Below are 21,793 nucleotides of genomic sequence, written 5' to 3' on the forward strand. Positions count from 1 at the left end.
GCCTCCCGTGCCGGGTCACCGGCGGGCTTCGTCGCCGGCCCGGTCCACCGCCTCGGGGTGGTCGACCGCCCGGATCGGCGCCGGGCGGTGCCGGACCAGGCTCGTCTCGCAGTGGTCGAGCCACCGCACCTCGGCCTCGGTCTGGAAGATCATCGCGTCCAGCACCAGCCGCCAGGGTAGATCCTCCGGCTTGTCGCTCGTGTACTTCAACCGGGTGAACTCCTGGAGCGCGCGCATGGTGGCGGTGCGCTGGGTCTGCACCACCGACCGCACGTCGACGCCGGGGGTGGTCAGCGCCAGCGCCAGTTTGATGGACAACTCGTCGCGGGGGCGGTCGGCGCGGCTGATCGGCGTGGCGAACCACAGCGCCAGGTCCGCGCGTCCGGCGTCGGTGATCTCGTACGGCCGCTGCCCGCTCTCGTTCTCCGGCAGCGGGCGGACCAGCCCGTCACGTTCCAGCCGCGCCAGCGTGGTGTAGACCTGTCCGATGTTCAGCGGCCAGGTCGACCCGGTCGACTCCTCGAACGCGGCACGGAGCTGGTAGCCGTACATCTGGCCGCGTTCGAGCAGGGCGAGCAGGCCGTGACGGATGGACATGACCGCGAGTATGCATACCTGGTATGCGCTACGCAACCGGAGGGTTCCGCCGGGTGACCGGCGTCGCGCTCAGGCCGGGCGGCCCGGGAACGGAACGGTGACCGGCGTCACCCCGGCCGTACGCCGCCAGCGGGTGGCACGCAACGCGCAGTCGGTGAGCGCGGCGAGCGCGGTGTTCCGGTCCGCGCCGGTGGTGTGCGGCAGCGCGGCCCGCCAGTGCCCGGCCGTCCGCTCCTCGATCTCCACCGCCAGGCGCAGCGCGCTCGCCCGGTCCGTCACCGGGTAGGGCAGCGCGTATCCGGCCCGGTCGGCGGGCACCTGCCCGGAGCCCTCGGCGAGCTGGAGCAGCAGCGCGTCGCGGCGGGACCGGTGGGCCGCCTCGGCGGCACGGGCCGCCGTACGCGCCGCCTCGGTCAGGTGCACGCCGATCACCCCGTACGCCCAGACCGCCGCGTACTCGGCGGCGAGCGCGTCGGCGAGGGCCGAGGCCGGACCGGTCGTCGGGTTCATGCTGTGCCTGCCGGGCGTGCCCTCACGGCCCTCGCTCCGCTCGGTGCGTTCGTTCACTTCAGGGCCTCCACGTGAGTGGCCCGCGCGGCGGCGATGGAACCGAGCAGCGCGGCCCGCTCGGCCGGGGCCTCGGCGCACGCCCGGGCCGCGTTCGTCCGGCCCTCCTGCTCGGCCCGGCGTAGCTCGGTGAGCACGGCGTCGGGCGCGGGCGCGCTGGCCGAGCCGGCGGCCACCGGGGCACCGGACGGCGCCGGACGGCCGATCACGCGGCGTAGCTCCTCGGCGTGCGCCCGGTGCGCGTCGGCGATCGGGGTGAGCCGTTCGGCCAGCGCCGGCGCGGCGGTGGCGGCGGCCCGGTAGCGGGCCTCCAGCGCGAGCGCCTCGGCGGCCAGCGGTTCCAGCGCGTCCGGCTCCGGTGGCTCCTTGTCGCGGTCAAGAAGATCACAACCGGTCAGCGGCGCGGTGGCGCCGCCGAGCGCCACGAGCCCGCCGGCGCGCAGCAGCCAGCGCCGGGAATGCCCCGCTCTGACCTGGTCGGATGGTGTTCTGCCGATCCCCACCTGACAGAGTCAACACCATCCGCGCCGCCTCGTGGGGCAGGGTCTCGGTGCGCCGCCGGGTCCGTCGGCGGCCACAAGCGTTACGCTCTGCGCAACCACCGGGCGCGGACGCCCCGGTGGCGCGCCGGTATGGCGGGCCGATCGCCCGCACCCGGCCGAGGACAACACGGCTCGCGGGTCGTGGCAACAGCAGGAGAGGTGCGCGCAATGACGCAGCGTGGCCGTGCCACCCGGTCGACGGGGCCCGCCGGGCGGCCCCGCCGGGCCGACGGGCCCCGCGGCACGGACCGGAGCGGCGCACCTCGCGGCGATCTCGCCGCCCGCCGCAACCGGCTGCGCGAGGTGATCGAACCGGTCGTCACGGCGGCCGGTTACGACCTGGAGGACCTCTCCGTCTCCCGCGCCGGCCGGCGGCACGTGGTCCGGGTGATCGTGGACGCCGACGGCGGGATCAACCTGGACGCCGTGGCGGACGTCTCCCGCGCGGTCTCGGCGGCGCTGGACGCGGCCGAGGAGGCCGGTGGCGACATCGTGGCCGGCGAGTACCAGCTGGAGGTCAGCTCGCCCGGCGTGGACCGGCCGCTCACCCTGCCCCGGCACTGGCGGCGCAACGCCGGGCGGCTGGTCAAGGTCACCGTCCGCGGTGACGCGGGGGACCGCCAGCTCACCGGCCGGATCACGGCCGCCGACGACGAACGCGTGGTGCTGGAGACCGACGCCGGCCCCGCCGAACACCCGTACGCCGAACTCGGGCCCGGCCGGGTCCAGGTGGAGTTCAACCGCCTGGACGACCTGGCCGACGAGGACTTCGGTGACGACACCGACGACGACGAAGATCTGGAGGACGAGGAGAGGTGAACATCGACCTCGCGGCGCTGCGCGCCCTGGAGCGCGAGCGGGAGATCCCGTTCGACACGATCCTCGCGGCGATCGAGACCGCGCTGCTGACCGCCTACCGGCACACCGACGGCGCCGAGCCGCACGCCCGGGTGGAGATCGACCGCAAGAGCGGGGCCGCCTCGGTCTACGCGCAGGAGCTGGACGCCGACGGCACGGTGACCCGGGAGTGGGACGACACTCCGCACGACTTCGGGCGGATCGCCGCCATGACCGCCAAGCAGGTGATCCTCCAGCGGCTGCGGGAGGCCACCGACGAGGTGCACTTCGGCGAGTACGTCGGCCGCGACGGTGACCTGGTCACCGGTGTGGTGCAGGCGCACGAGACCCGCCGCGAGAAGGGCATCGTCAGCGTCGACCTGGGCAAGCTGGAGGGTGTCCTGCCGCAGTCCGAGCAGGTCCCCGGCGAGCGGTACGAGCACGGCGAGCGGATCCGCTGCGTGGTCGTGCACGTCGCCAAGGGCATGCGCGGCCCGCAGATCACGCTGTCCCGGTCGCACCCCGCGCTGGTGAAGAAGCTGTTCGCGCTGGAGGTGCCGGAGATCGCCGACGGCACCGTGGAGATCGGCGCGATCGCACGTGAGGCAGGTCACCGTACGAAGATCGCCGTGCGCTCGACCACCTCCGGCGTCAACGCCAAGGGCGCCTGCATCGGCCCGATGGGCCAGCGGGTCCGCGCCGTGATGAGCGAACTGCACGGCGAAAAGATCGACATCATCGACTGGTCGGACGACCCGGCGACGTTCGTCGGCAACGCGTTGTCGCCGGCCAAGGCGCTGCGGGTCGAGGTGGTCGACCTGGCCACCCGTACCGCCCGGGTGACCGTCCCGGACTTCCAGCTCTCGCTCGCGATCGGCCGGGAAGGGCAGAACGCCCGCCTCGCGGCCCGCCTGACCGGTTGGCGCATCGACATCCGGTCCGACGCGGAGACCGCGGCCCCGCAGAGCCGGGGCGGAGCTGATCACGTACCGGAGCCGGGCGGCGCGATCTCCGGCGGCTAGGGGTAGACTTACTCAGTGGTACGACGCGCGATTCCGGAGCGCACCTGTGTGGGCTGCCGGAAACGAGCGCCGGCCAGCGAGTTGTTGCGGGTCGTCGCGATCGGTGACGAGGCTGGTCACACCAGTCTCCGGCCCGATCCGGCCCGCAGACTGCCGGGTCGGGGAGCGAACATGCACCCTGATCCGGCCTGCTTCGCGCAGGCGGTGCGGCGTCGCGCCTTCGGGCGGGCACTGCGCCTCACCGGGGTTCCCGACCACGGTGCGCTTGCGGAGCACGTCGACGCGCAACCCCCGACGACCGGTCAAGCCCGACCGGTCGAGGGTCGCTAGCAAGGTAGGACGACCGACATGAGCACACGATGAAGTCCCTGAAATGACCAGGCTTCAAGTGCAGGAGTGAGGTCGCTGCGGGTGCTGCCCGCACGACCTCGGAGTGAGGAGTGCAGTGGCAGGAAAGGCCCGCGTACACGAGCTTGCCAAGGAGCTCGGGGTCGAAAGCAAGACCGTTCTCGCCAAGCTCAAGGAAATGGGCGAGTTCGTGAAGTCCGCGTCCAGCACCGTCGAGGCGCCCGTCGCCCGGCGGCTGCGTAGCGCGTTCGTAGCCGGTTCGTCGGCGCCCGCCGGCCCGCCGGCTGCCGCGCCCAGTGGCCCGGCACCGACCCCGACGCCCATCCCGACCCCGGGCGCCCCCCGGGTCTCGGCCAAGCCGATGCCGCCCCGGCGCCCGGCCGCGCCGGCCCCTGGACCGAAGCCCAAGGGCCCGGTCCCCGGCCCGCCGCAGCCGGCGACCCCGGTCGCCAAGCCGGCGAGCGCGCACGACATCGAAGTGGCGGCCGCCGAAGCGCGTGCCGCCGCGCTCAAGGCTGAGCAGGAGGCCGCGGTCAAGGCCGCCCAGGCCGCCCGCCAGCAGCAGCGCGAGACCGTACGCCGGGAGCCTCCGGCCGAGGGCGGTCCCCGTCCCGGCCCGCGTCCCGGCCCGAACGCCATGCCGCCGCGTCCGGGTTCCCCGGCCGCCGGTCGTCCCGGCGGTCCGGGTCAGGGTCAGGGCCCCGGTGCCCGGCCCGGCGGTCGTCCGCCGGCGCGCGGCGCCGGTAACAACCCGTTCGGTATCCAGGGCGGCCAGCAGCAGCGGCCCCCGGCCGCCGGTGCGGGCGGTCCCCGTCCCAGCCCGGCCGGCATGCCGCCGCGGCCCAGCCCGGCGTCGATGCCGCCGCGGCCGAGCCCGGCCTCGATGCCGAGCCAGCGCCCGACCACCGGCCGCCCCGGCGGCCCCGGTGGCGGTCGTGGTGGACCCGGCGGCGGCGCCGGTCGTCCCGGCGGCGGTGGCGGTGGCTACCGCGGTGGACCCGGCGGCGGTGGCGGCGGTGGCGGTGGCTACCGCGGCGGTCCCGGCGGCGGTGGCGGCGGTGGCGGTGGCTACCGCGGCGGTCCCGGCGGCGGTGGCGGTGCTCCCGGCGGTGGTTTCCGTCCGGGTGGTCCGGTCGGCGGCGGTGGCCGTCCCGGTGGCGGCGGCCGTGGCCGTGGCGGCGGCGCGGCGGGTGCCTTCGGGCGTCCGGGCGGCCGGCCGACCCGCGGTCGCAAGTCCAAGAAGCAGCGCAGACAGGAGTTCGACAACCTGTCGGCCCCGACCATGTCCTCGGGCGCGCCCCGCGGTCAGGGTCAGGTCGTCCGGTTGTCCCGTGGCGCCTCGCTGTCGGACTTCGCCGACAAGATCAACGCCAACCCGGGTTCGCTGGTCCAGGAGATGTTCAACCTGGGCGAGATGGTGACGGCGACCCAGTCGTGCTCCGACGAGACCCTGCAGCTGCTGGGTGAGCACCTCGGCTTCGACGTGCAGATCGTCAGCCCGGAGGACGAGGACCGCGAGCTGCTCGCGCAGTTCAACATCGACCTCGACGCCGAGGTCGCGGCGGACCGCCTGGTCAGCCGTGCGCCGGTGGTGACCGTCATGGGTCACGTCGACCACGGTAAGACCAAGCTGCTCGACGCGATCCGCAAGGCGAACGTGGTGGCCGGCGAGGCGGGTGGCATCACCCAGCACATCGGCGCCTACCAGGTCCACGTCCCGCACGAGGGCGAGGACCGCGCGGTGACGTTCATCGACACCCCGGGTCACGAGGCGTTCACCGCCATGCGTGCCCGTGGTGCCCAGGTCACGGACATCGTGATCCTGGTGGTCGCGGCCGACGACGGCGTCATGCCGCAGACCATCGAGGCGCTCAACCACGCCAAGGCGGCGGACGTGCCGATCGTGGTCGCGGTCAACAAGGTCGACAAGCCCGAGGCGAACCCGGACAAGGTCCGCCAGCAGCTGACCGAGTACGGCCTGGTCGCCGAGGAGTACGGCGGCGACACCATGTTCGTCAACGTGGCGGCCAAGCCCGGCATCGGCATCGAGGAACTGCTCGAGGCCGTGCTGCTGACCGCCGACGCGTCGCTGGAGCTGACCGCTCCGATCGACGGGCCGGCGCAGGGTGTCGCGATCGAGGCGCACCTGGACAAGGGCCGTGGCGCGGTGGCGACCGTGCTGGTGCAGAAGGGCACCCTGCGTGCCGGTGACTCGATCGTCGCCGGTGGGGCGCACGGCCGGGTCCGGGCCATGCTGGACGAGAACGGCAAGCCGGTCGATTCGGCCGGCCCGGCGCGTCCGGTCATGGTGCTGGGTCTGACCACGGTGCCGGGTGCGGGTGACACCTTCCTGGCCGCCGAGGACGACCGCACCGTGCGGCAGATCGCCGAGCAGCGGCAGGCGCGGAGGCGGGCGGCGTCGTTCGCCAACTCCCGTGGCCGGGCCACTCTCGAGACGCTCATGGAGCAGCTCAAGGAGGGCGAGAAGACCTCGCTCAACCTGGTGCTCAAGGGCGACGTCTCCGGTTCCGTGGAGGCGCTCGAGGACGCGCTGTTCAACCTCGACATCCCCGAGGAGGTCCAGCTTCGGATCATCCACCGGGGCGTGGGCGCGATCACCGAGAGCGACGTCATGCTCGCGAGCGCCTCGTCCGAGGCGGTCACGATCATCGGCTTCAACGTGCGGGCCTCGAACAAGGTCCGCGAGATGGCCGACCGCGAGGGCGTGGAGATCCGGTACTACACCGTCATCTACCAGGCCATCGAGGAGATCGACGCCGCGCTCAAGGGTCTGCTCAAGCCGGAGTACGAGGAGGTCGAGCTGGGCACCGCGGAGATCCGCGACGTCTTCCGCTCGTCCAAGATCGGCAACATCTCCGGCTGTATCGTCCGGTCCGGCCTCATCCGCCGCAACGCCAAGGCGCGGCTGCTGCGGGACGGGGCGGTCGTGGCGGACAACCTCACGATCAGCTCCTTGAAGCGGTTCAAGGACGACGCGACCGAGGTCCGCGAGGGCTTCGAGTGTGGTCTGACGCTGGGCGGCTACAACAACGTCCAGGTCGGCGACGTCATCGAGACGTTCGAGATGCGCGAGAAGCCGCGCGCCTGAGAACCACGCGTACGACCGGTCGGCGGCCGGGGCCTTCGGGTCCCGGCCGTCGCCGTTTCCGCAGGCTGCGACAATCTCCGGCGTGATCCGGTACGCACTGCTCCTCGCGCCCTCGGCCAACCGCGTCTACGCCGACGCGGCGGCCCGGCTGGCGCGCGCCGAACTGGCGGTGTTCGCCGGTTCCGGCGTGCTCGACGTCGTACCGGCCGGCGCGGAGGTGACCGGGATCGGTGGCGTGGAGTACCTGACGTTCACCACCGCCGAACCCGGGCTGGGCGAGCGGGACCTGGCCCACCTGGCGAACCTGTCGGCCGCGTACGCGCTGTTCGAGCGCGTCGGCGACGACCTGCTCCGCCCGGTGCCGCTGCGTCCGCTGGCCCGGTACGACTCCGACCTGATCACCATTCCCAAGTACGCCGGCAAGACCAACGAGCAGTTCACCCGGCTGCTGCTCAACGTCACGGTGCTCGCCTCCGCCGCCGCGCCGCGGATGCTGGACGGGCCGGTGGTGGTGCTGGATCCGCTCTGCGGCCGGGGCACCACGCTCAACCAGGCGCTGATGTACGGCTACGACGGCATCGGCATCGAGCGTGACAGTCAGGACGTGGAGGCGTACGCGGCGTTCCTGCGCACCTGGCTGCGCCGCAAGCGGCTCAAGCACACCGCCGAGTCGACGTCGGTGCGCCGGGACCGCAAGCTGGTGGCCCGCCGCTTCGAGGCGGTGCTGGCGCCGTCGCGGGACGAGCACCGGGCCGGGGCCACCCAGCGCGTCACCGTGCTGAACACCGACACCACCCGGGCCCGCGAGGCGCTGCGCGCCCGCTGCGCGGACGTGATCGTCACCGACGCGCCGTACGGGGTGGCGCACGGCAGCCGTACCGGCCAGGGGTTGTCCCGCAGCCCGTTGGAGCTGCTCACCGCCGCCGTGCCGGTGTGGCGGGAGCTGCTGCGTCCGGGCGGGGCGCTCGGGCTGTCCTGGAACACCCACGTTGCGCCGCGGGCGCAGGCGGAGGCGGTGCTGGCCGACGCCGGTCTGCGGGTGCTCGGCGGCCCCGGCTTCGGTGACTTCGCCCACCGGGTCGACCAGGCGATCGAGCGGGACGTGCTGGTGGCGGTCGCGCCTTAATCGCGTGCCGGGGTGCGCCGCCCGGCGTACCGTTGCTCGCCGTGTATACCGGAACCGCGCTGTTCGACCTGTTGCTCCCGGGTGACTCCCGGTCCCTGAAGGCCAAGCGGTCCTACGTCCGGCCGATCGTCGCCGCGCTGCGCAAGTTCGAGGTCTCCGCCGCCGAGGTGGGGGCGCTGGACCTGCACGGCCGGGCCGAGATCGGGGTGGCTGTGGTGGCCGCCGAGCCGGCCCACGTCCGCGAGGTGCTCGACTCCTGCGAGCGGCTGGTCGCCGCCCGCCCGGAGACCGAGCTGCTGTCGGTCCGCCGTCGACTGCACGGCGAGGACGACTGACGGCGCGTCGCGCGGCACTCCGGCCGTGCCGCGCGACGCCCGGCCGGGCGCGGGTAGTGTTCTTCAGCGTTGGGCGGTCGGACCCGGCGGCGCCCACGCGCCCGCCGTCTCCGGCCGACGGCCCGGATCGCCTGGTGGTCCGGTGCCGTCATTGGTACAGGTGATCCCGGAGGTGGGGGACATGTCGGATCCGGCCAAGGTGCGCAGGCACGCGGAGCGCATCCGGGAACTCGTCGCGTCGTTGGTGCGCAGCCAGATCAAGGACCCCCGGCTCGGCATGATCACGATCACCGACGCCCGGATCACGGCCGACCTGCGCGACGCCACCGTCTTCTACACGGTGCTCGGTGACGCGGCGGCCCAGGCGAGCACCGCAGCCGCGCTGGAGAGCGCCAAGGGCATGCTGCGCAGCACCGTCGGCAAGGCGCTCGGGCTGCGGCACTCGCCGACGCTGACCTTCGTCCTCGACGACGTGCAGGACCAGGTCAAGCACATCGACGACCTGCTCGCCGCCGCGCGTACCGCCGACGCCGAGGTGCAGCGGCTGGCCGCCAAGTCCTCGTACGCGGGCGACGCCCAGCCGTACCGGGTCGAGGAGGACGACGAGGACGCCGAGGAAGCCTCCGCGGAGGACGAGGACGACGACGAGCCGCGCGCCGGCGAGCGCCGGTGACCGAGGCGGCCGGGCCCACCGAGACCGCGTGGGCGGCCGCCGTCGCGGCGGTACGCGATCTCCCCGCCGACGCGCGGGTGCTGCTGATCTGCCACGTGAACCCGGACGGGGACGCGCTGGGCAGCATGCTCGGCTTCGCGCTGGGCCTGCGCCGGCTCGGCGTACGCGATCTCCAGGCCACCTTCCCCGGCCCGCCGGAGGTGCCCGAGCCGTTCCGGTGGATGCCCGGGGTGGACCTGCTGGTGCCGCAGGACGACGCGTACCCGGCGCCGGACCTGGTGATCTGCTTCGACGCGGCGAGCGAGTCCCGGCTGGGCGACCTGGCGGACCGGCTGGACACGGCGGGCACGTCGCTCGTGCTCGACCACCACGCCTCGAACAGCGGGTTCGGCCGGATCAGCCTGGTCGACCCGCACGCCGCCGCCACCTCCGTGGTCGCGCTGGAACTGCTGGACCGGCTCGGCGTGACGCTGGACGCGGATATCGCGACCGGGCTGTACGTCGCGCTGACCACCGACACCGGCTCGTTCCGCTTCGAGGCGACCACACCGGCCGTGCACGAGATGGCGGCGCGTCTGGTCGCCACCGGCATCCGGCCCGGTGACATCTCCCGGCGGATCTTCGACACCCGCCCGTTCGGCGCCGTCCGCCTGTTCGGCGAGGTGCTGGGCCGGGCCACGCTGGAACCGGCGGCCGCCGCCGGGCACGGCCTCGTCTGGACGTACGCGACCCGCGACGACCTGGTCCGCCACGACCAGCCCGCGTACGTGCTGGAGGCGCTGATCGACTCGGTGCGCTGCACCGCCGAGGCGGACGTGAGCTGTGTGGTCAAGCAGGCCGGCGAGGCCGAGTGGGCGGTGTCGCTGCGCAGCAAGGGCGCTGTCGACGTGAGCCGGGTGGCGGTGACGCTCGGCGGCGGGGGGCACCGGTTCGCCGCCGGCTTCACCGGCCGGGGAGCGCTTGACGAGGTGGTCGGGCGGATCCGCGCCGAGCTGGCCACCGGCACGCTCTAGCCCTTAGGGCTGGGATTGCCCTGATATTTCTGCCGCGCCGAGGTGCGGCGGCGATCTGAAGTGTGAGCTGATCGGCGGCTTTTCCGGGGATTACGAGGCGTGCCAGCCTTTCCGCCGTCCGTGACGCTGGGGACAATCGGGTGATGGATCATCCCCGTGAGCTCACCGTCGAGGCGCCCCGGGCCTGGGACCGGCCGGTCGTCTCCGTGCCGGTGCTGATCTGCCTCTCTCTGGTCGGCGGCCAGATGCCGTCCTTCTCGACCGCCGCGAACCTCTACATCCTCACCACCGGCGGGGGGTTGATCTGGGTCGGCCTGAGCAACCGGGTGCCCCGGCGTCCGGCGCCGCGCCGGCTGTCGTCGGTCGCGCTCTGGTGGCTGGTCCCGGTGACCGTCTTCGGGGTCTTCGAGGGGGCGACGTTCGTGATGGCGGCGGGTGACGACTTCCCCACCTTCTCCCGGCTGGCCGATCCGCTGCTGGAGGACAACCTGATCCGCTCGGCGGCCTGGTTCGCGTGGCTGTCCGCGTTCTGGGGACTGGTGCGCCGATGATGCGGGCACTGGCGATCGGCGGTTTCCTGGTTTCGATCGTGCTGTTCGCCGTCGTCGAGTGGGCCGCGCGCCGGGAGGGGTCGCGGATCCCGTCGCTGGCCGACGTCTGCGCGTTCGTGATGCGGTACGAGGTGGGCCCGGTGCCGGTGGGCCGGATCGGGCTGTTCGGTTTCTGGTGGTGGCTGGGTTGGCACTTCCTGGCCCGTTGACCGCTCTCGCCGGGCCGGGCGACGACATTGATCTGTCCGCATTTCGGGAACAGTGGGCAGTATCTGGAAAGTGAACGTTAATTTGGGTGCGGGACCGGCGCTTCGCGGCGCTGGTCACGGGCGGTGGTGCCGCACCCGGCCTCGCCTCCCTCCAGGGTCAGACCGACCCGGGCTCCCGCTGCCAGGCGAGCCGCTCCGGTGATCCCGGACCGCTGCCGGGCGCTCAGCCGCCGACGACTCCCGGTCGCGGCGCGACCCGTCGTCGCGCCGAGCCGGAGCGCCGGGCGCCCGTAGGACCGCCACGTCCCGGCGGTCCGCACCCTGGAAGGACCTCAGATGCCCAGCAAGCGCAAGCCGCAGACCGAGACCACCACCGACGAGGCGCGCGAGCAGATGCGCCGCGCGCTGCAGACCTCGATGGACACCCGTCAGTGACGTACGCCGTCCGGCGGTGACGCCGGCCGGGCCCGCGGTCCACACCCCGGCCCGACGCCGACGTCACCGCCGCTCGGGGCGCATCGCCGCCCCGCGCGCCGTTACCGTCGCCCGGTGAGACGCATCCTCGTGGTCGGCAGCTCCGGCGCCGGCAAGAGCACGCTCGCCGGTGAATTGGCCCGGCGACTCGACCTTCCCCTGATCCACCTCGACCGGCACTACTGGCGCCCCGGCTGGACCGCCTCCGCCCCGGCCGACTTCCGCGCCGAGGTGGCCGCGCTCGCCGCCCGCCCGGCCTGGGTGATGGACGGCAACTACGCGAGCACGCTCGACCTGCGGCTGCCCCGCGCCGACCTGCTGGTGCTCTGCGACACCTACCGGCTGCGCTGCCTGGTCCGGATCGTCCGCCGCCGGTGGGCACATCGCGCCGCGGCCCGCCCCGACCGGCCCGAGGGCTGCCCGGAGCGGCTCGATCTCGACTTCCTGCCCTACGTCTGGCGTTACCCCCGCGACTCCCGGCCCCGGGTGCTGGCCGCGCTGTCCGAGCACGCCCCCGGGCTGCCGGTGCGCCGCCTGCGGGGGCGCCGTGACACGGCCCGGTTCCTGGCCGACGTGGGTAAGTAGTATTCCGCCTTGCGGACCTTACTGGGGGCGTGCCAGGATCGGCGGCGATGAGCACCACTGCCGCCCCCGCCGTCACCGCCTCGCCGCGGCGGATCGCCGCGCTCGCGCTGCCCGCCCTCGTGGTGCTGGCCGCCGAGCCGCTCTACGTCCTGGTCGACACCGCGGTGGTCGGTCACCTCGGGCGGGTGCCGCTGGCCGCGCTGGCCGTCGGCGGCACCGTCATGACGCTCACCGCCTGGGTCGGCACCGTCGTCGCGTACGGCACCACGGGCCGCTCGGCCCGCCGGTTCGGGGCGGGGGACCGGGCCGCGGCGGTGGCCGAGGGCGTCCAGGCGTCGTGGCTCGCGCTCGCCACCGGAGTGCTGGTGGCGGTCGCCATCGGTATCGGCGGCGGGGCGCTGGCGCGTACCCTCGTCGGCGGCCCCGGCGAGGTGGCCGACGCCGCCGCCGGATGGCTGCGGATCGCGGCGCTTGGCGCGCCCGGCCTGCTGCTCGCCGCCGCCGGCAACGGCTGGCTGCGCGGCATCCAGGACACCCGGCGCCCGCTGCTGTTCGTGCTCGGTCCGAACCTGCTCTCCGCGGTGCTCTGCCCGCTGCTGGTCTATCCGGCCGGGCTCGGCCTGGTCGGCTCCGCGGTGGCGAACGCGATCGCGCAGACGCTCTCCGGGGTGCTGTTCGCGGCGGCGCTCGTGCGCGAGCGGGTCTCGCTGCGGCCCCGGCCCCGGGTGATCGGGCAGCAGCTCGTGCTCAGCCGGGACCTGCTCGTGCGGGGCGTCGCGTTCCAGGCCAGCTTCCTGTCCGCCACAGCCGTCGCGGCCCGCTTCGGCGCCGCCGCGGTCGGCGCGCACCAGATCGCCGTACAGCTGTGGTTCTTCACGGTGCTGGTGCTCGACGCGCTGGCCATCGCCGCGCAGTCACTGGTCGGCGCCGCGCTCGGCGCCGGCGACGCGGCGGGCGCGCGGTTCCTGGCCCGCCGCGTCGCGCTGCTCGGCGGCCTGTGCGGGGTGGCCTTCGCGGTGCTGATCGCCGCCGGCGCCGGCGTGGTGCCGTCGTGGTTCAGCTCCGATCCGCAGGTACGCGAGCAGGCCATGACGGCCTGGCCCTGGTTCGTCGCGCTCCAGCCGATCGGCGGCGTGGTGTTCGCGCTCGACGGGGTGCTGATCGGCGCGGGCGACGTGCGCTACCTGCGCAACCTCACGATCGTGTGTGCGTTCGGCGGGTTCCTGCCGGCGATCTGGCTGGCCTACGGGTTCGACCTCGGGCTGGGCGGGATCTGGGCCGGGCTGACGCTGTTCGTGGTGCTGCGGCTGGTCGGCCTGCTGCTGCGGATGCGCTCGGGCGCGTGGGCGGTGGTCGGCGCGGTCCGCTGACGCCGGTCAGCAGGAGACCGGCAGCTCGATCGGGTGCTCCGGGTCGTACAGCGCGTCGGGGTCCTCGGGGGAGCCGATGCCGGCCGGGTCCAGGCCGCCGGGGCGGATCAGCCCGAGCTTCACGGCGTCGCAGTCCACGCCCGACCCGTAGCTCGACATCCGGTGCAACCAGAGCCCCCGGTCCGCCCGTGCCACGTCGCCGGCGTGCGGCAGCCGCCAGACGATCTCGTCGTGCAGCACCACCACCGAGTGACCGGATCGGGAGGCGAGGTCGCGGAACCCGTAGACCCAGACGAAGTTGCTGGTCACCTCCAGCATCCGTACGCCGTCGGCCTGCCGGACGGCGCGGTAGGTGAACCGGCCCTTCGTCCGCGGCTGGTCCGGGGTGAGCCGGGCGTCCGGGGCCAGCCGGGTCGCGTACGTGGCGATCGTCTCGGTGGACCAGTCCTTCCGCACCGACTCCCGGGCAGCCGGCGCGACGTGACGCAGCAGCGGGGCCGGGCTGCCGCCGGTCATGAACGCGCGGTCCAGGCGGGCGGTCAGCATGGCGGCGCGGACCCGCGCCAGCCCGGCGGACACCTCGGCTCCGGTGAAGCCGCCGGTCGGCCGGGCCGGCGGCAGCACGATCCCGGCCGCCCCCGCCGGCCAGTCCGCCGCCGGCGTGCCGGCGAAGACGTCCGGTGAGGCAGTCGGTCCCGCGGTCGCCGGAGCGCCGGTGACCGCCGGGGACGGCGCGGCTGCCGGACGCCGGAGCTGTCGGTAGCCGTAACCGGTGGCACCGGCCGCGGCGGCCAGCAGCAGCACCACGCCGAGCGCGGCCGTCAGCCGGCGGGCGCGCCGCCGGCACCAGATCCGCAGGCGTACGGCGAGACTCGGCCGGATCTCCCGCTCCAACCGGTCCAGCCAGTCGGGGTAGCCGTCCCGCTCGGATCCCCTCGGGCTCAGCACGGGTCCGCGACCTTCAGCGAGCGGTCCAGGTCGTACACGGCGTCCGGGTGCTCCCCGGCGCTGCCGGCATCCCCGTAGGTCGGCGTGATCTCCAGCTCCAGGAGGCCCTTGCTCAGACCGGCGCACTCCACGTTCGTGACGTAGGAGTTCGCGTCCCGCATCCACAGCCCGCGGGAGCCGGTGACGACGTCCGCCGGGAGGGGCACCTCCCAGATCACCGTGTCGTGCACCAGGATGACGTCCGGGACCGACGGGGCGCGGGTGCTCCGGACGGCGTAGACCCAGACGAAGTTGGTGGTGATCTCCAGGACGCGGATGTCGTACGCGTCCCGGGTCGCGCGGTACGAGATCCGCCCCTGCACCCGGGGCGGGTCGTTCGTCAACCGGGTGCCGGGCCCGAGCCGGGTGGCGTAGTTGGCGGCGCCGCCGGCCGTGAAGTCCTTCCGGATGTGGGCGCGGGTGTCCGGGGCGAACTGGCGCACCAGCCGATCCGGGCTCTTCTCGGTGAAGAACGTGCGGTCCAGCCGGGCGGTGACCAGGGCCTTGCGTACCTTGGCCAGACCGTCGGCCACCTGCTTCTCGGTGAACGGCCCGGTCCGCTTGACCCGGGGCAGCGCGATCCCGGCCGCACCCTCCGGGAAGCCGGCCGCGGGGGTGCCGTCGAACGGGCCGGCGGCCGGCGGGGGCGACGCGGAGCTGACCGCCTGCTCACCGCTCGGCGGGCTCGTCGTCGGGTATGCCGTCGAGATCTCGCGCCAGCGCTGGAAGCCCTGGTAGCCCAGGCCGCCGACGAGCCCGAAGAACGCGAGCAGCGCCAGCACGACCACGCCGCCGAGCAGCTTGCCGGAGTGCCCGCCGAGCGCGATCCGCAGGCGGTCGCCGCGGCCCGGCTCGACCTCGGGCGCGGGCCGGCGCAGCCACTCGGGTACCCGTCCCAGCTCGTCCTCCGGCGAGTGGCCGGTGGGGTAGGGGTCGGGGGCGGGGCGGTGATCGGTCATCGGACTTCCCGGGCAGACGGGTCGGGGGCGCACGATCTTGACACCCCGCCGAAGCTGGGCGGTATCCCCCGCAGGGCCGATCAGCGCCGTCTGGCAGGCTTGGCGGTCGTGAGCACAGACGGTCTGATCGTGGTCGACAAGCCCGGCGGCATGACGTCGCACGACGTCGTGGCCCGCATCCGGCGGCTGGCGCGTACCCGGCGCGTCGGCCACGGCGGCACGCTCGACCCGATGGCCACCGGCGTCCTGGTGATCGGCGTGGGCCGGGCGACGCGGCTGCTCACGTACGTGATCGGCGCCGGCAAGAGCTACGCCGCGACGATCAGGCTGGGACAGTCCACGGTCACCGACGACGCCGAGGGCGAGGTGGTCGCGACCACCCCGGCCGGCGCGGTCACCGACGACGGGGTACGCGCCGCGCTGGCCGCCCTCACCGGCGAGATCGACCAGGTGCCGAGCGCGGTCAGCGCCATCAAGATCGACGGACAGCGGGCGTACAAGCGGGTCCGCGACGGCGAGGCGGTCGAACTGCCCGCCCGGCGGGTCACCGTGTCACGGCTGGACGTCCTGGCGATCCGCCGGGACGTCCCGGACGTGGTGGACGTGGACGTGGACGTGACCTGCTCGTCCGGGACGTACATCCGGGCCCTGGCCCGCGACGCGGGCGCCGCCCTCGGCGTCGGCGGTCACCTCACCGCGCTGCGCCGGACCGCTGTGGGTGGGTTCACGCTGGCCGAGGCGGCCACGCTCGACCAGCTCGAGGAGCGCGCGCCGGACGTGGTGAACCTGCCGCTGGACGCCGCCGCCGCGCGGTTCTTCCCGCGCCGGGACGCCACCGCCGACGAGACCCGGGTGCTGTCCCACGGCGGGCCGCTGGCGCCGGCCGGCATCACCGGGCCGTACGCCGTCTTCGACCCGGCGGGCGGGCTGATCGCTATCGTCAGCGAGCGGGACGGTCGGGCCCGCGCGGAGATCGTGCTCGCCCCGGCCTGAACGGCGCGGGCGGACAGGGGAGGAACGGCATGCAGCGGTGGCGGGGGTACGAGGCGGCGCCCGGCGGCTGGGGACGCTCGGTGGTCACCATCGGCGTCTTCGACGGCGTGCACCGGGGGCACCAGGCCACCATCGGCCACGCCGTGGCGCGCGCCCGGGAGCTGGGCGTCAAGTCGGTGGTGGTGACGTTCGACCCGCACCCGGCCGAGGTGGTGCGCCCCGGCTCGCACCCGGCGGTGCTCACCGAGCCGGCGCGCAAGGCCGAGCTGATCGAGGCGCTCGGCGTGGACGTGCTCTGTGTGGTGCCGTTCACTGTCGAGTTCTCCCGGCTGCCACCCGAGGCGTTCGTGCACGACGTGCTGGTCGCGCACCTGCACGCCGCGCTGGTGGTGGTCGGCGACAACTTCCGCTTCGGGCACCGGGCCGCGGGTGACGTGCCGCTGCTGGAGCGGCTGGGCCGTACCTTCGGGTTCGCCGTCGAGGGCGCGCCGCTGGTCGCCGAGGCGGGGACCGTCTTCTCCTCCACGTACATCCGGTCCTGCGTCGACGCGGGCGACGTGGGCGCGGCGGCCGCGGCGCTGGGCCGCCCGCACCGCGTCGAGGGCGTGGTGGTCCGCGGGGACCAGCGCGGACGTGAGCTGGGTTACCCCACCGCCAACCTGCTGACCCACAGGTACGCGGCGGTGCCGGCCGACGGCGTCTACGCGGCCCGCCTGGTGCGCCGAGACGGCGAACCGCTGGCGGCGGCGGTGTCGATCGGCACCAACCCGACGTTCTCCGGCCGGGAGCGGCGGGTGGAGGCGTACGCGCTGGACTTCACCGGCGACCTGTACGGCGAGCGGCTGGCCCTGGACTTCGTGGCGCACCTGCGTGAGCAGCGGACATACGACGCGATCGAACCGCTGGTGGCCCAGATCGCCGAGGACGTGGAGCGCACCCGCCGGGCGGTGCCCTGACCCGCGCGGGGCGACCTTGACCGGCCGTCCGGCCCGGGTGCTGGTAGGCTGACGTAGACGTCGGCTGACCGACGGGGGCCTCGCGTGCCTGCACGACGCCGCGGGTGCGAGGAACCGGTCCGTTGCACCGGTCACCACGACCGCTCCGGACCTCATCGAATGACCCACGAAACAGGGAGAACATGGCGCTCGACCAGGAAGCCAAGGCCAAGATCCGCCAGGAGTACGCGACCGCCGAGGGCGACACCGGCTCGCCCGAGGTGCAGGTCGCGGTCCTGACCAAGCGGATCGCTGAGCTCACCGAGCACCTGAAGGTGCACAAGCACGACCACCACAGCCGCCGTGGGCTGCTGCTGCTGGTCGGCCGGCGCCGCCGGCTGCTCAACTACGTCCAGAAGAAGGACATCAACCGCTACCGGTCGCTCATCGAGCGGCTCGGCCTGCGCCGATGACCTGACGGGGGAGTGGCCGCCTGGCCGCTCCCCCGTTGCAGTACCACCGAAGAACCCGGCCGCGCGACACCCGAGAGGGAGCCGGTCAGCACCGGTCTCCGGTAGTGGCCCCCGGGAATCCCGGCACGATGCCGGCCACCCCGGGCGCTTCGATCGAAGACCGGCCGCCTGAGCAGTTCCCGTGTCGTCGGCCGACGACGCGAAGGAGCACCACAGCACATGACCGAGACCAACCTCGGCACCGAATCCCGCACCGCGGTGATCGACAACGGGGCCTTCGGCACCCGCGAGATCACCTTCTCCACCGGCCGCCTGGCCCGCCAGGCCGCCGGCTCCGTCGTCGCCCAGCTCGGCGAGACGGTCGTCCTCTCCGCCACCACCGCCGGCAAGCAGCCGCGCGAGTCGTTCGACTTCTTCCCGCTGACGGTGGACGTCGAGGAGCGGATGTACGCCGCGGGCCGGATCCCCGGCTCGTTCTTCCGCCGCGAGGGCCGGCCCAGCGAGGACGCCATCCTCACCTGCCGGCTGATCGACCGGCCGCTGCGCCCGTCGTTCGTCAAGGGCCTGCGCAACGAGGTCCAGGTCGTCGAGACCGTCCTGGCGCTCGACCCGCAGCACCCGTACGACGTGGTGGCGATCAACGCCGCGTCGATGTCGACCAAGCTCTCCGGCCTGCCGTTCTCCGGCCCGATCGGCGCGACCCGGGTCGCGAACGTCGACGGCCAGTGGGTCGCCTTCCCGACCCTGGAGGAGCTGGAGCGGGCCACCTTCGACATGGTCGTGGCCGGCCGCACCCTGGCGGACGGCGAGGTCGCGATCATGATGGTCGAGGCCGAGGCCACCCCGAACGCGGTGGCCCTGATCTCGGGCGGCGCCACCGCGCCGACCGAGGAGATCGTGGCCAGCGGCCTGGAGGCCGCCAAGCCGGCCATCCGCGAGCTGTGCCGGGCGCAGAGCGAGCTGGCCGAGGTGGCCGCCAAGCCGGTCGCCGAGTTCCCGATCTTCCTGGACTACCAGGACGACGTGTACGACGCGGTGGCCGACGTGGCCCGCGCCGACGTCGCCGAGGCGCTGAAGATCGCCGGCAAGGCCGACCGCGAGGAGGCCCTGGACCGGATCAAGGCCAAGGTCGCCGAGGAGCTGACCGGCCGGTTCGAGGGCCGCGAGAAGGAGCTCTCCGCCGCGTTCCGTTCGCTGACCAAGTCCGAGGTCCGCAACCGGGTGCTGCGCGAGCAGGTCCGCATCGACGGCCGCGGCCCGCGTGACATCCGTCCGCTGACCGCCGAGGTCGGCGTGCTGCCGCGGGTGCACGGCTCGGCGCTGTTCGAGCGCGGCGAGACCCAGATCCTGGGCGTCACCACGCTGAACATGCTGCGCATGGAGCAGATGGTGGACACGCTGTCCCCGGAGAACCGCAAGCGCTACATGCACAACTACAACTTCCCGCCGTACTCGACCGGTGAGACGGGCCGGGTCGGCTCGCCGAAGCGGCGCGAGATCGGCCACGGCGCGCTCGCCGAGCGGGCGCTGATCCCGGTGCTGCCCTCGCGCGAGGAGTTCCCGTACGCCATCCGGCAGGTCTCCGAGGCGCTCGGCTCCAACGGCTCCACCTCGATGGGTTCGGTCTGCGCCTCGACGCTGGGCCTGCTCTCGGCCGGTGTGCCGCTGAAGGCGCCGGTCGCCGGCATCGCCATGGGCCTCATCTCCGACGAGGTCGACGGCAAGACCCAGTACGTGACGCTGACCGACATCCTCGGCGCCGAGGACGCGTTCGGCGACATGGACTTCAAGGTCGCCGGCACCCGTGACTTCGTCACCGCGCTCCAGCTCGACACCAAGCTGGACGGCATCCCGTCGGACGTGCTGGCCGCCGCGCTCCAGCAGGCGCACGAGGCCCGGCAGACCATCCTCGACGTGATGCAGCGGGCCATCGAGGCGCCGGCCGAGATGTCGGACTACGCGCCGCGGGTCACCACTGTGAAGATCCCGGTCGACAAGATCGGCATGGTGATCGGCCCGAAGGGCCAGACCATCAACGCGATCCAGGACGAGACCGGCGCCGAGATCTCCATCGAGGACGACGGCACGATCTACGTCGGCGCGACCAACGGGCCGGCGGCCCAGGCCGCTGTGGACCGGATCAACGGGATCGCCAACCCGACGCTGCCCAAGGTCGGGGAGCGGTTCCTCGGCACCGTGGTGAAGACCGCCGCGTTCGGCGCCTTCATCTCGCTGCTGCCGGGCCGCGACGGCCTGCTGCACATCTCCAAGGTGGGCGACGGCAAGCGGGTCGAGAAGGTCGAGGACTTCCTCAACGTCGGCGACAAGGTCGAGGTGGAGATCGCGGACATCGACGCCCGCGGCAAGATCTACCTGGACAAGATCCGTCCGGAGGGCGCCGAGGCGCCGGCCGCCGGTGAGGCCGCCGGTGGCGAGCGTCCGTCGGGCGGCCGGGACCGCGGCGGCGACCGCGGCCCGCGTGACCGGGGCGACCGTGAGCGCCGCTCCGAGGGTGGCGAGCGCCGCTCCGAGGGTGGCGAGGGCGGCGGCGAGTCCCGTCCGCGCCGCCGGACCCGGCACAGCTGATCCACCGACCGGCCCGGGTGACGTCCGCGTCACCCGGGCCGGCCCACGGCTCCAGGTCGCCTGCGCGAACTGGAGCCGTCGTACGTCCCGCCGTTCCTCGTCATCCGGAGAGCAGGTTCTCGTGAGTTCGTCAGTCGCCTCGACGGGACGGGGGGTGGCGTCGACCGGTTCGGCGGCCCGCGCGGTCACCCGGACGCTCAGCGACGACCCGCTCGGCGGCACCGTCCGCCGCACCGTGCTGCCCAGCGGACTGCGGGTGCTCACCGAGGCGATCCCGGCGATGCGCAGCGTGTCGTTCGGCATCTGGGTGGCGGTCGGCTCGCGCGACGAGACCGGTTCGCAGGCCGGCGCCGCGCACTTCCTGGAGCACCTGCTGTTCAAGGGCACCAACAAGCGCAGCGCGCTGGAGATCTCGGCGCAGATCGAGGCCGTGGGCGGCGAGACCAACGCCTTCACCACGAAGGAATACACCTGCTACTACGCGCGGGTGCTGGACGAGGACCTGCCGCTCGCCATCGACGTCATGTGCGACCTGGTCGCCGACTCGGTGCTGGCCGCCGCCGACGTGGAGACCGAACGCGGCGTCATCCTCGAAGAGATCGCCATGCACGACGACGAGCCCGGCGACGAGGTGCACGACCTGTTCGCCCGCGCCGTCTACGGCGACCACCCGCTGGGCCGGCTCATCTCCGGCACTGAGGAGACGGTCACGCCGATGACGCGGCGGCAGATCCAGGGCTTCTACCGCCGCCGCTACACGGCGCCGCAGATCGTGATCGCCGCCGCCGGCAACCTCGACCACGCCGCCGTGGTCAAGCTGGTCCGGCAGGCGCTGCGCGGCACCCCGCTGGACACCGACCCGGCGTCGCCTGCGCCGCACCGCCGGGCCACCCCGACGGTACGCACCAAGCCGGCCACCACGCTGGTCGAGCCGAAGGAGACCGAGCAGGCGCACGTCATCCTCGGCTGCCCGGGGATCGACCGCACCGACGACCGGCGGTTCGCCCTCGGCGTGCTGAACAACGTGCTCGGCGGCGGCATGTCCAGCCGGCTGTTCCAGGAGATCCGGGAGCAGCGCGGCCTGGCGTACTCGGTCTACTCCTACGCCAGCCAGTACGCCGACAGCGGCGTCTTCGCCGTCTACGCCGGCTGCGCGCCGGGCAAGGTGGACGAGGTGCTGGACCTGACCCGCGCGGAGCTGGCGCGGGTCGCCGCCGAGGGGATCACCGAGGCGGAGCTGGCCCGGGGCAAGGGGATGAGCAAGGGCTCGTTCGTGCTCGGGCTGGAGGACACCGGCTCGCGGATGAGCCGGCTCGCCAAGGGCGAGCTGCTCTACGGCAACCTGATGCCGGTGGACGACCTGCTGGCCCGGGTGGACGCGGTGACGCTCGCGGACGTGAACGCGCTCGCCGCCGAGCTGCTCGGCCGGCCGATGTCGCTGGCCGTGGTCGGCCCGTTCGACGAGGGCAGTTTTACCGTCGGCCGCTGAGCGGCGCCCCGGT

Annotated in this window: 21 protein-coding genes and 1 pseudogene; 17 read left to right on the plus strand and 5 right to left on the minus strand. The window is 73.7% G+C overall.

Annotated features, from left to right (window positions below):
• Window positions 1-15 precede the first annotated feature (15 nt).
• The 3 genes from ACN27D_RS23340 to ACN27D_RS23350 all read right to left on the minus strand — a co-directional run bounded on the left by ACN27D_RS23340 (window position 16) and on the right by ACN27D_RS23350 (window position 1,610).
• On the minus strand, window positions 16-597 hold the full coding sequence (locus ACN27D_RS23340; protein WP_013284661.1) for a PadR family transcriptional regulator: 582 nt from the start codon (window positions 595-597) through the stop codon (window positions 16-18).
• 69 nt (window positions 598-666) lie between these two features.
• Window positions 667-1,107: a ferritin-like domain-containing protein gene (locus ACN27D_RS23345; protein WP_302904926.1), complete on the minus strand. Its 441-nt coding sequence runs from the start codon at window positions 1,105-1,107 to the stop codon at window positions 667-669.
• Between the two features lie 53 nt (window positions 1,108-1,160).
• A complete protein-coding gene (locus ACN27D_RS23350) occupies window positions 1,161-1,610 on the minus strand; it encodes a hypothetical protein (RefSeq protein ID WP_421501189.1) in 450 nt (149 codons plus the stop codon).
• A gap of 264 nt (window positions 1,611-1,874) precedes the next feature.
• Here ACN27D_RS23350 and rimP point away from each other — a divergent pair, with 264 nt between their 5' ends.
• The 12 genes and pseudogenes from rimP (at window position 1,875) to ACN27D_RS23410 (ending at window position 13,358) form a co-directional block, all read left to right on the plus strand.
• Window positions 1,875-2,525 (plus strand): ribosome maturation factor RimP, encoded by a 651-nt coding sequence (gene rimP, locus ACN27D_RS23355; protein ID WP_120571118.1) that lies wholly within the window; start codon window positions 1,875-1,877, stop codon window positions 2,523-2,525.
• Window positions 2,522-3,565, plus strand: coding sequence for a transcription termination factor NusA (gene nusA, locus ACN27D_RS23360; RefSeq protein ID WP_120571117.1), 1,044 nt, complete (start codon window positions 2,522-2,524; stop codon window positions 3,563-3,565). Before rimP ends, nusA begins: the two co-directional genes overlap by 4 nt.
• Before the next feature lie 15 nt (window positions 3,566-3,580).
• A pseudogene (locus ACN27D_RS23365) lies at window positions 3,581-3,917 on the plus strand (YlxR family protein).
• Window positions 3,918-4,010: 93 nt separating this feature from the next.
• Entirely contained in the window at window positions 4,011-7,022 is a 3,012-nt protein-coding gene (gene infB / locus ACN27D_RS23370) for a translation initiation factor IF-2 (RefSeq protein ID WP_421499993.1), read from the plus strand.
• 82 nt (window positions 7,023-7,104) lie between these two features.
• Window positions 7,105-8,148, plus strand: a complete 1,044-nt coding sequence (locus ACN27D_RS23375; RefSeq protein WP_120571115.1) for a TRM11 family SAM-dependent methyltransferase — start codon at window positions 7,105-7,107, stop codon at window positions 8,146-8,148.
• Window positions 8,149-8,189: 41 nt separating this feature from the next.
• Window positions 8,190-8,483, plus strand: a complete 294-nt coding sequence (locus tag ACN27D_RS23380) for a DUF503 domain-containing protein (protein WP_043325814.1) — start codon at window positions 8,190-8,192, stop codon at window positions 8,481-8,483.
• A gap of 181 nt (window positions 8,484-8,664) precedes the next feature.
• Window positions 8,665-9,156, plus strand: a complete 492-nt coding sequence (rbfA, locus tag ACN27D_RS23385; RefSeq protein ID WP_252453939.1) for a 30S ribosome-binding factor RbfA — start codon at window positions 8,665-8,667, stop codon at window positions 9,154-9,156.
• On the plus strand, window positions 9,153-10,169 hold the full coding sequence (locus tag ACN27D_RS23390) for a DHH family phosphoesterase (protein ID WP_421499994.1): 1,017 nt from the start codon (window positions 9,153-9,155) through the stop codon (window positions 10,167-10,169). The genes rbfA and ACN27D_RS23390 overlap by 4 nt, the downstream gene beginning before the upstream one ends.
• Before the next feature lie 143 nt (window positions 10,170-10,312).
• A complete protein-coding gene (locus ACN27D_RS23395) occupies window positions 10,313-10,720 on the plus strand; it encodes a hypothetical protein (protein WP_357899785.1) in 408 nt (135 codons plus the stop codon).
• A complete protein-coding gene (locus ACN27D_RS23400; RefSeq protein WP_030269837.1) occupies window positions 10,720-10,929 on the plus strand; it encodes a DUF6186 family protein in 210 nt (69 codons plus the stop codon). Before ACN27D_RS23395 ends, ACN27D_RS23400 begins: the two co-directional genes overlap by 1 nt.
• A gap of 549 nt (window positions 10,930-11,478) precedes the next feature.
• Complete coding sequence (locus ACN27D_RS23405; protein WP_421499995.1) at window positions 11,479-11,988, plus strand: adenylate kinase; 510 nt, start codon at window positions 11,479-11,481, stop codon at window positions 11,986-11,988.
• A 47-nt stretch (window positions 11,989-12,035) separates the two neighbouring features.
• Window positions 12,036-13,358: an MATE family efflux transporter gene (locus tag ACN27D_RS23410; RefSeq protein WP_357899791.1), complete on the plus strand. Its 1,323-nt coding sequence runs from the start codon at window positions 12,036-12,038 to the stop codon at window positions 13,356-13,358.
• A gap of 6 nt (window positions 13,359-13,364) precedes the next feature.
• On the opposite strand, the gene ACN27D_RS23415 is transcribed toward ACN27D_RS23410, so the two are convergent.
• Together ACN27D_RS23415 and ACN27D_RS23420 are read right to left on the minus strand one after the other, a co-directional pair.
• A complete protein-coding gene (locus ACN27D_RS23415) occupies window positions 13,365-14,306 on the minus strand; it encodes a hypothetical protein (protein WP_393155516.1) in 942 nt (313 codons plus the stop codon).
• A complete protein-coding gene (locus tag ACN27D_RS23420; protein ID WP_357899797.1) occupies window positions 14,300-15,304 on the minus strand; it encodes a hypothetical protein in 1,005 nt (334 codons plus the stop codon). Before ACN27D_RS23420 ends, ACN27D_RS23415 begins: the two co-directional genes overlap by 7 nt.
• A gap of 108 nt (window positions 15,305-15,412) precedes the next feature.
• On the opposite strand from ACN27D_RS23420, the gene truB reads away from it, so the two are divergent.
• The 5 genes from truB (at window position 15,413) to ACN27D_RS23445 (ending at window position 21,780) form a co-directional block, all read left to right on the plus strand.
• Complete coding sequence (gene truB, locus ACN27D_RS23425; protein WP_358194303.1) at window positions 15,413-16,297, plus strand: tRNA pseudouridine(55) synthase TruB; 885 nt, start codon at window positions 15,413-15,415, stop codon at window positions 16,295-16,297.
• 29 nt (window positions 16,298-16,326) lie between these two features.
• Window positions 16,327-17,253 carry a bifunctional riboflavin kinase/FAD synthetase gene (locus ACN27D_RS23430; RefSeq protein ID WP_421499996.1) on the plus strand — a complete coding sequence of 309 codons (927 nt, stop codon included), beginning with the start codon at window positions 16,327-16,329 and terminating at the stop codon, window positions 17,251-17,253.
• A gap of 182 nt (window positions 17,254-17,435) precedes the next feature.
• Entirely contained in the window at window positions 17,436-17,705 is a 270-nt protein-coding gene (rpsO, locus tag ACN27D_RS23435) for a 30S ribosomal protein S15 (RefSeq protein ID WP_013284678.1), read from the plus strand.
• A 219-nt stretch (window positions 17,706-17,924) separates the two neighbouring features.
• A complete protein-coding gene (locus ACN27D_RS23440; protein WP_121683006.1) occupies window positions 17,925-20,291 on the plus strand; it encodes a polyribonucleotide nucleotidyltransferase in 2,367 nt (788 codons plus the stop codon).
• Between the two features lie 121 nt (window positions 20,292-20,412).
• Window positions 20,413-21,780 carry a M16 family metallopeptidase gene (locus tag ACN27D_RS23445; RefSeq protein ID WP_421499997.1) on the plus strand — a complete coding sequence of 456 codons (1,368 nt, stop codon included), beginning with the start codon at window positions 20,413-20,415 and terminating at the stop codon, window positions 21,778-21,780.
• Window positions 21,781-21,793 lie beyond the last annotated feature (13 nt).

This window comes from Micromonospora sp. WMMD1274 (assembly GCF_049179035.1).
GTDB lineage: Bacteria > Actinomycetota > Actinomycetes > Mycobacteriales > Micromonosporaceae > Micromonospora > Micromonospora tulbaghiae.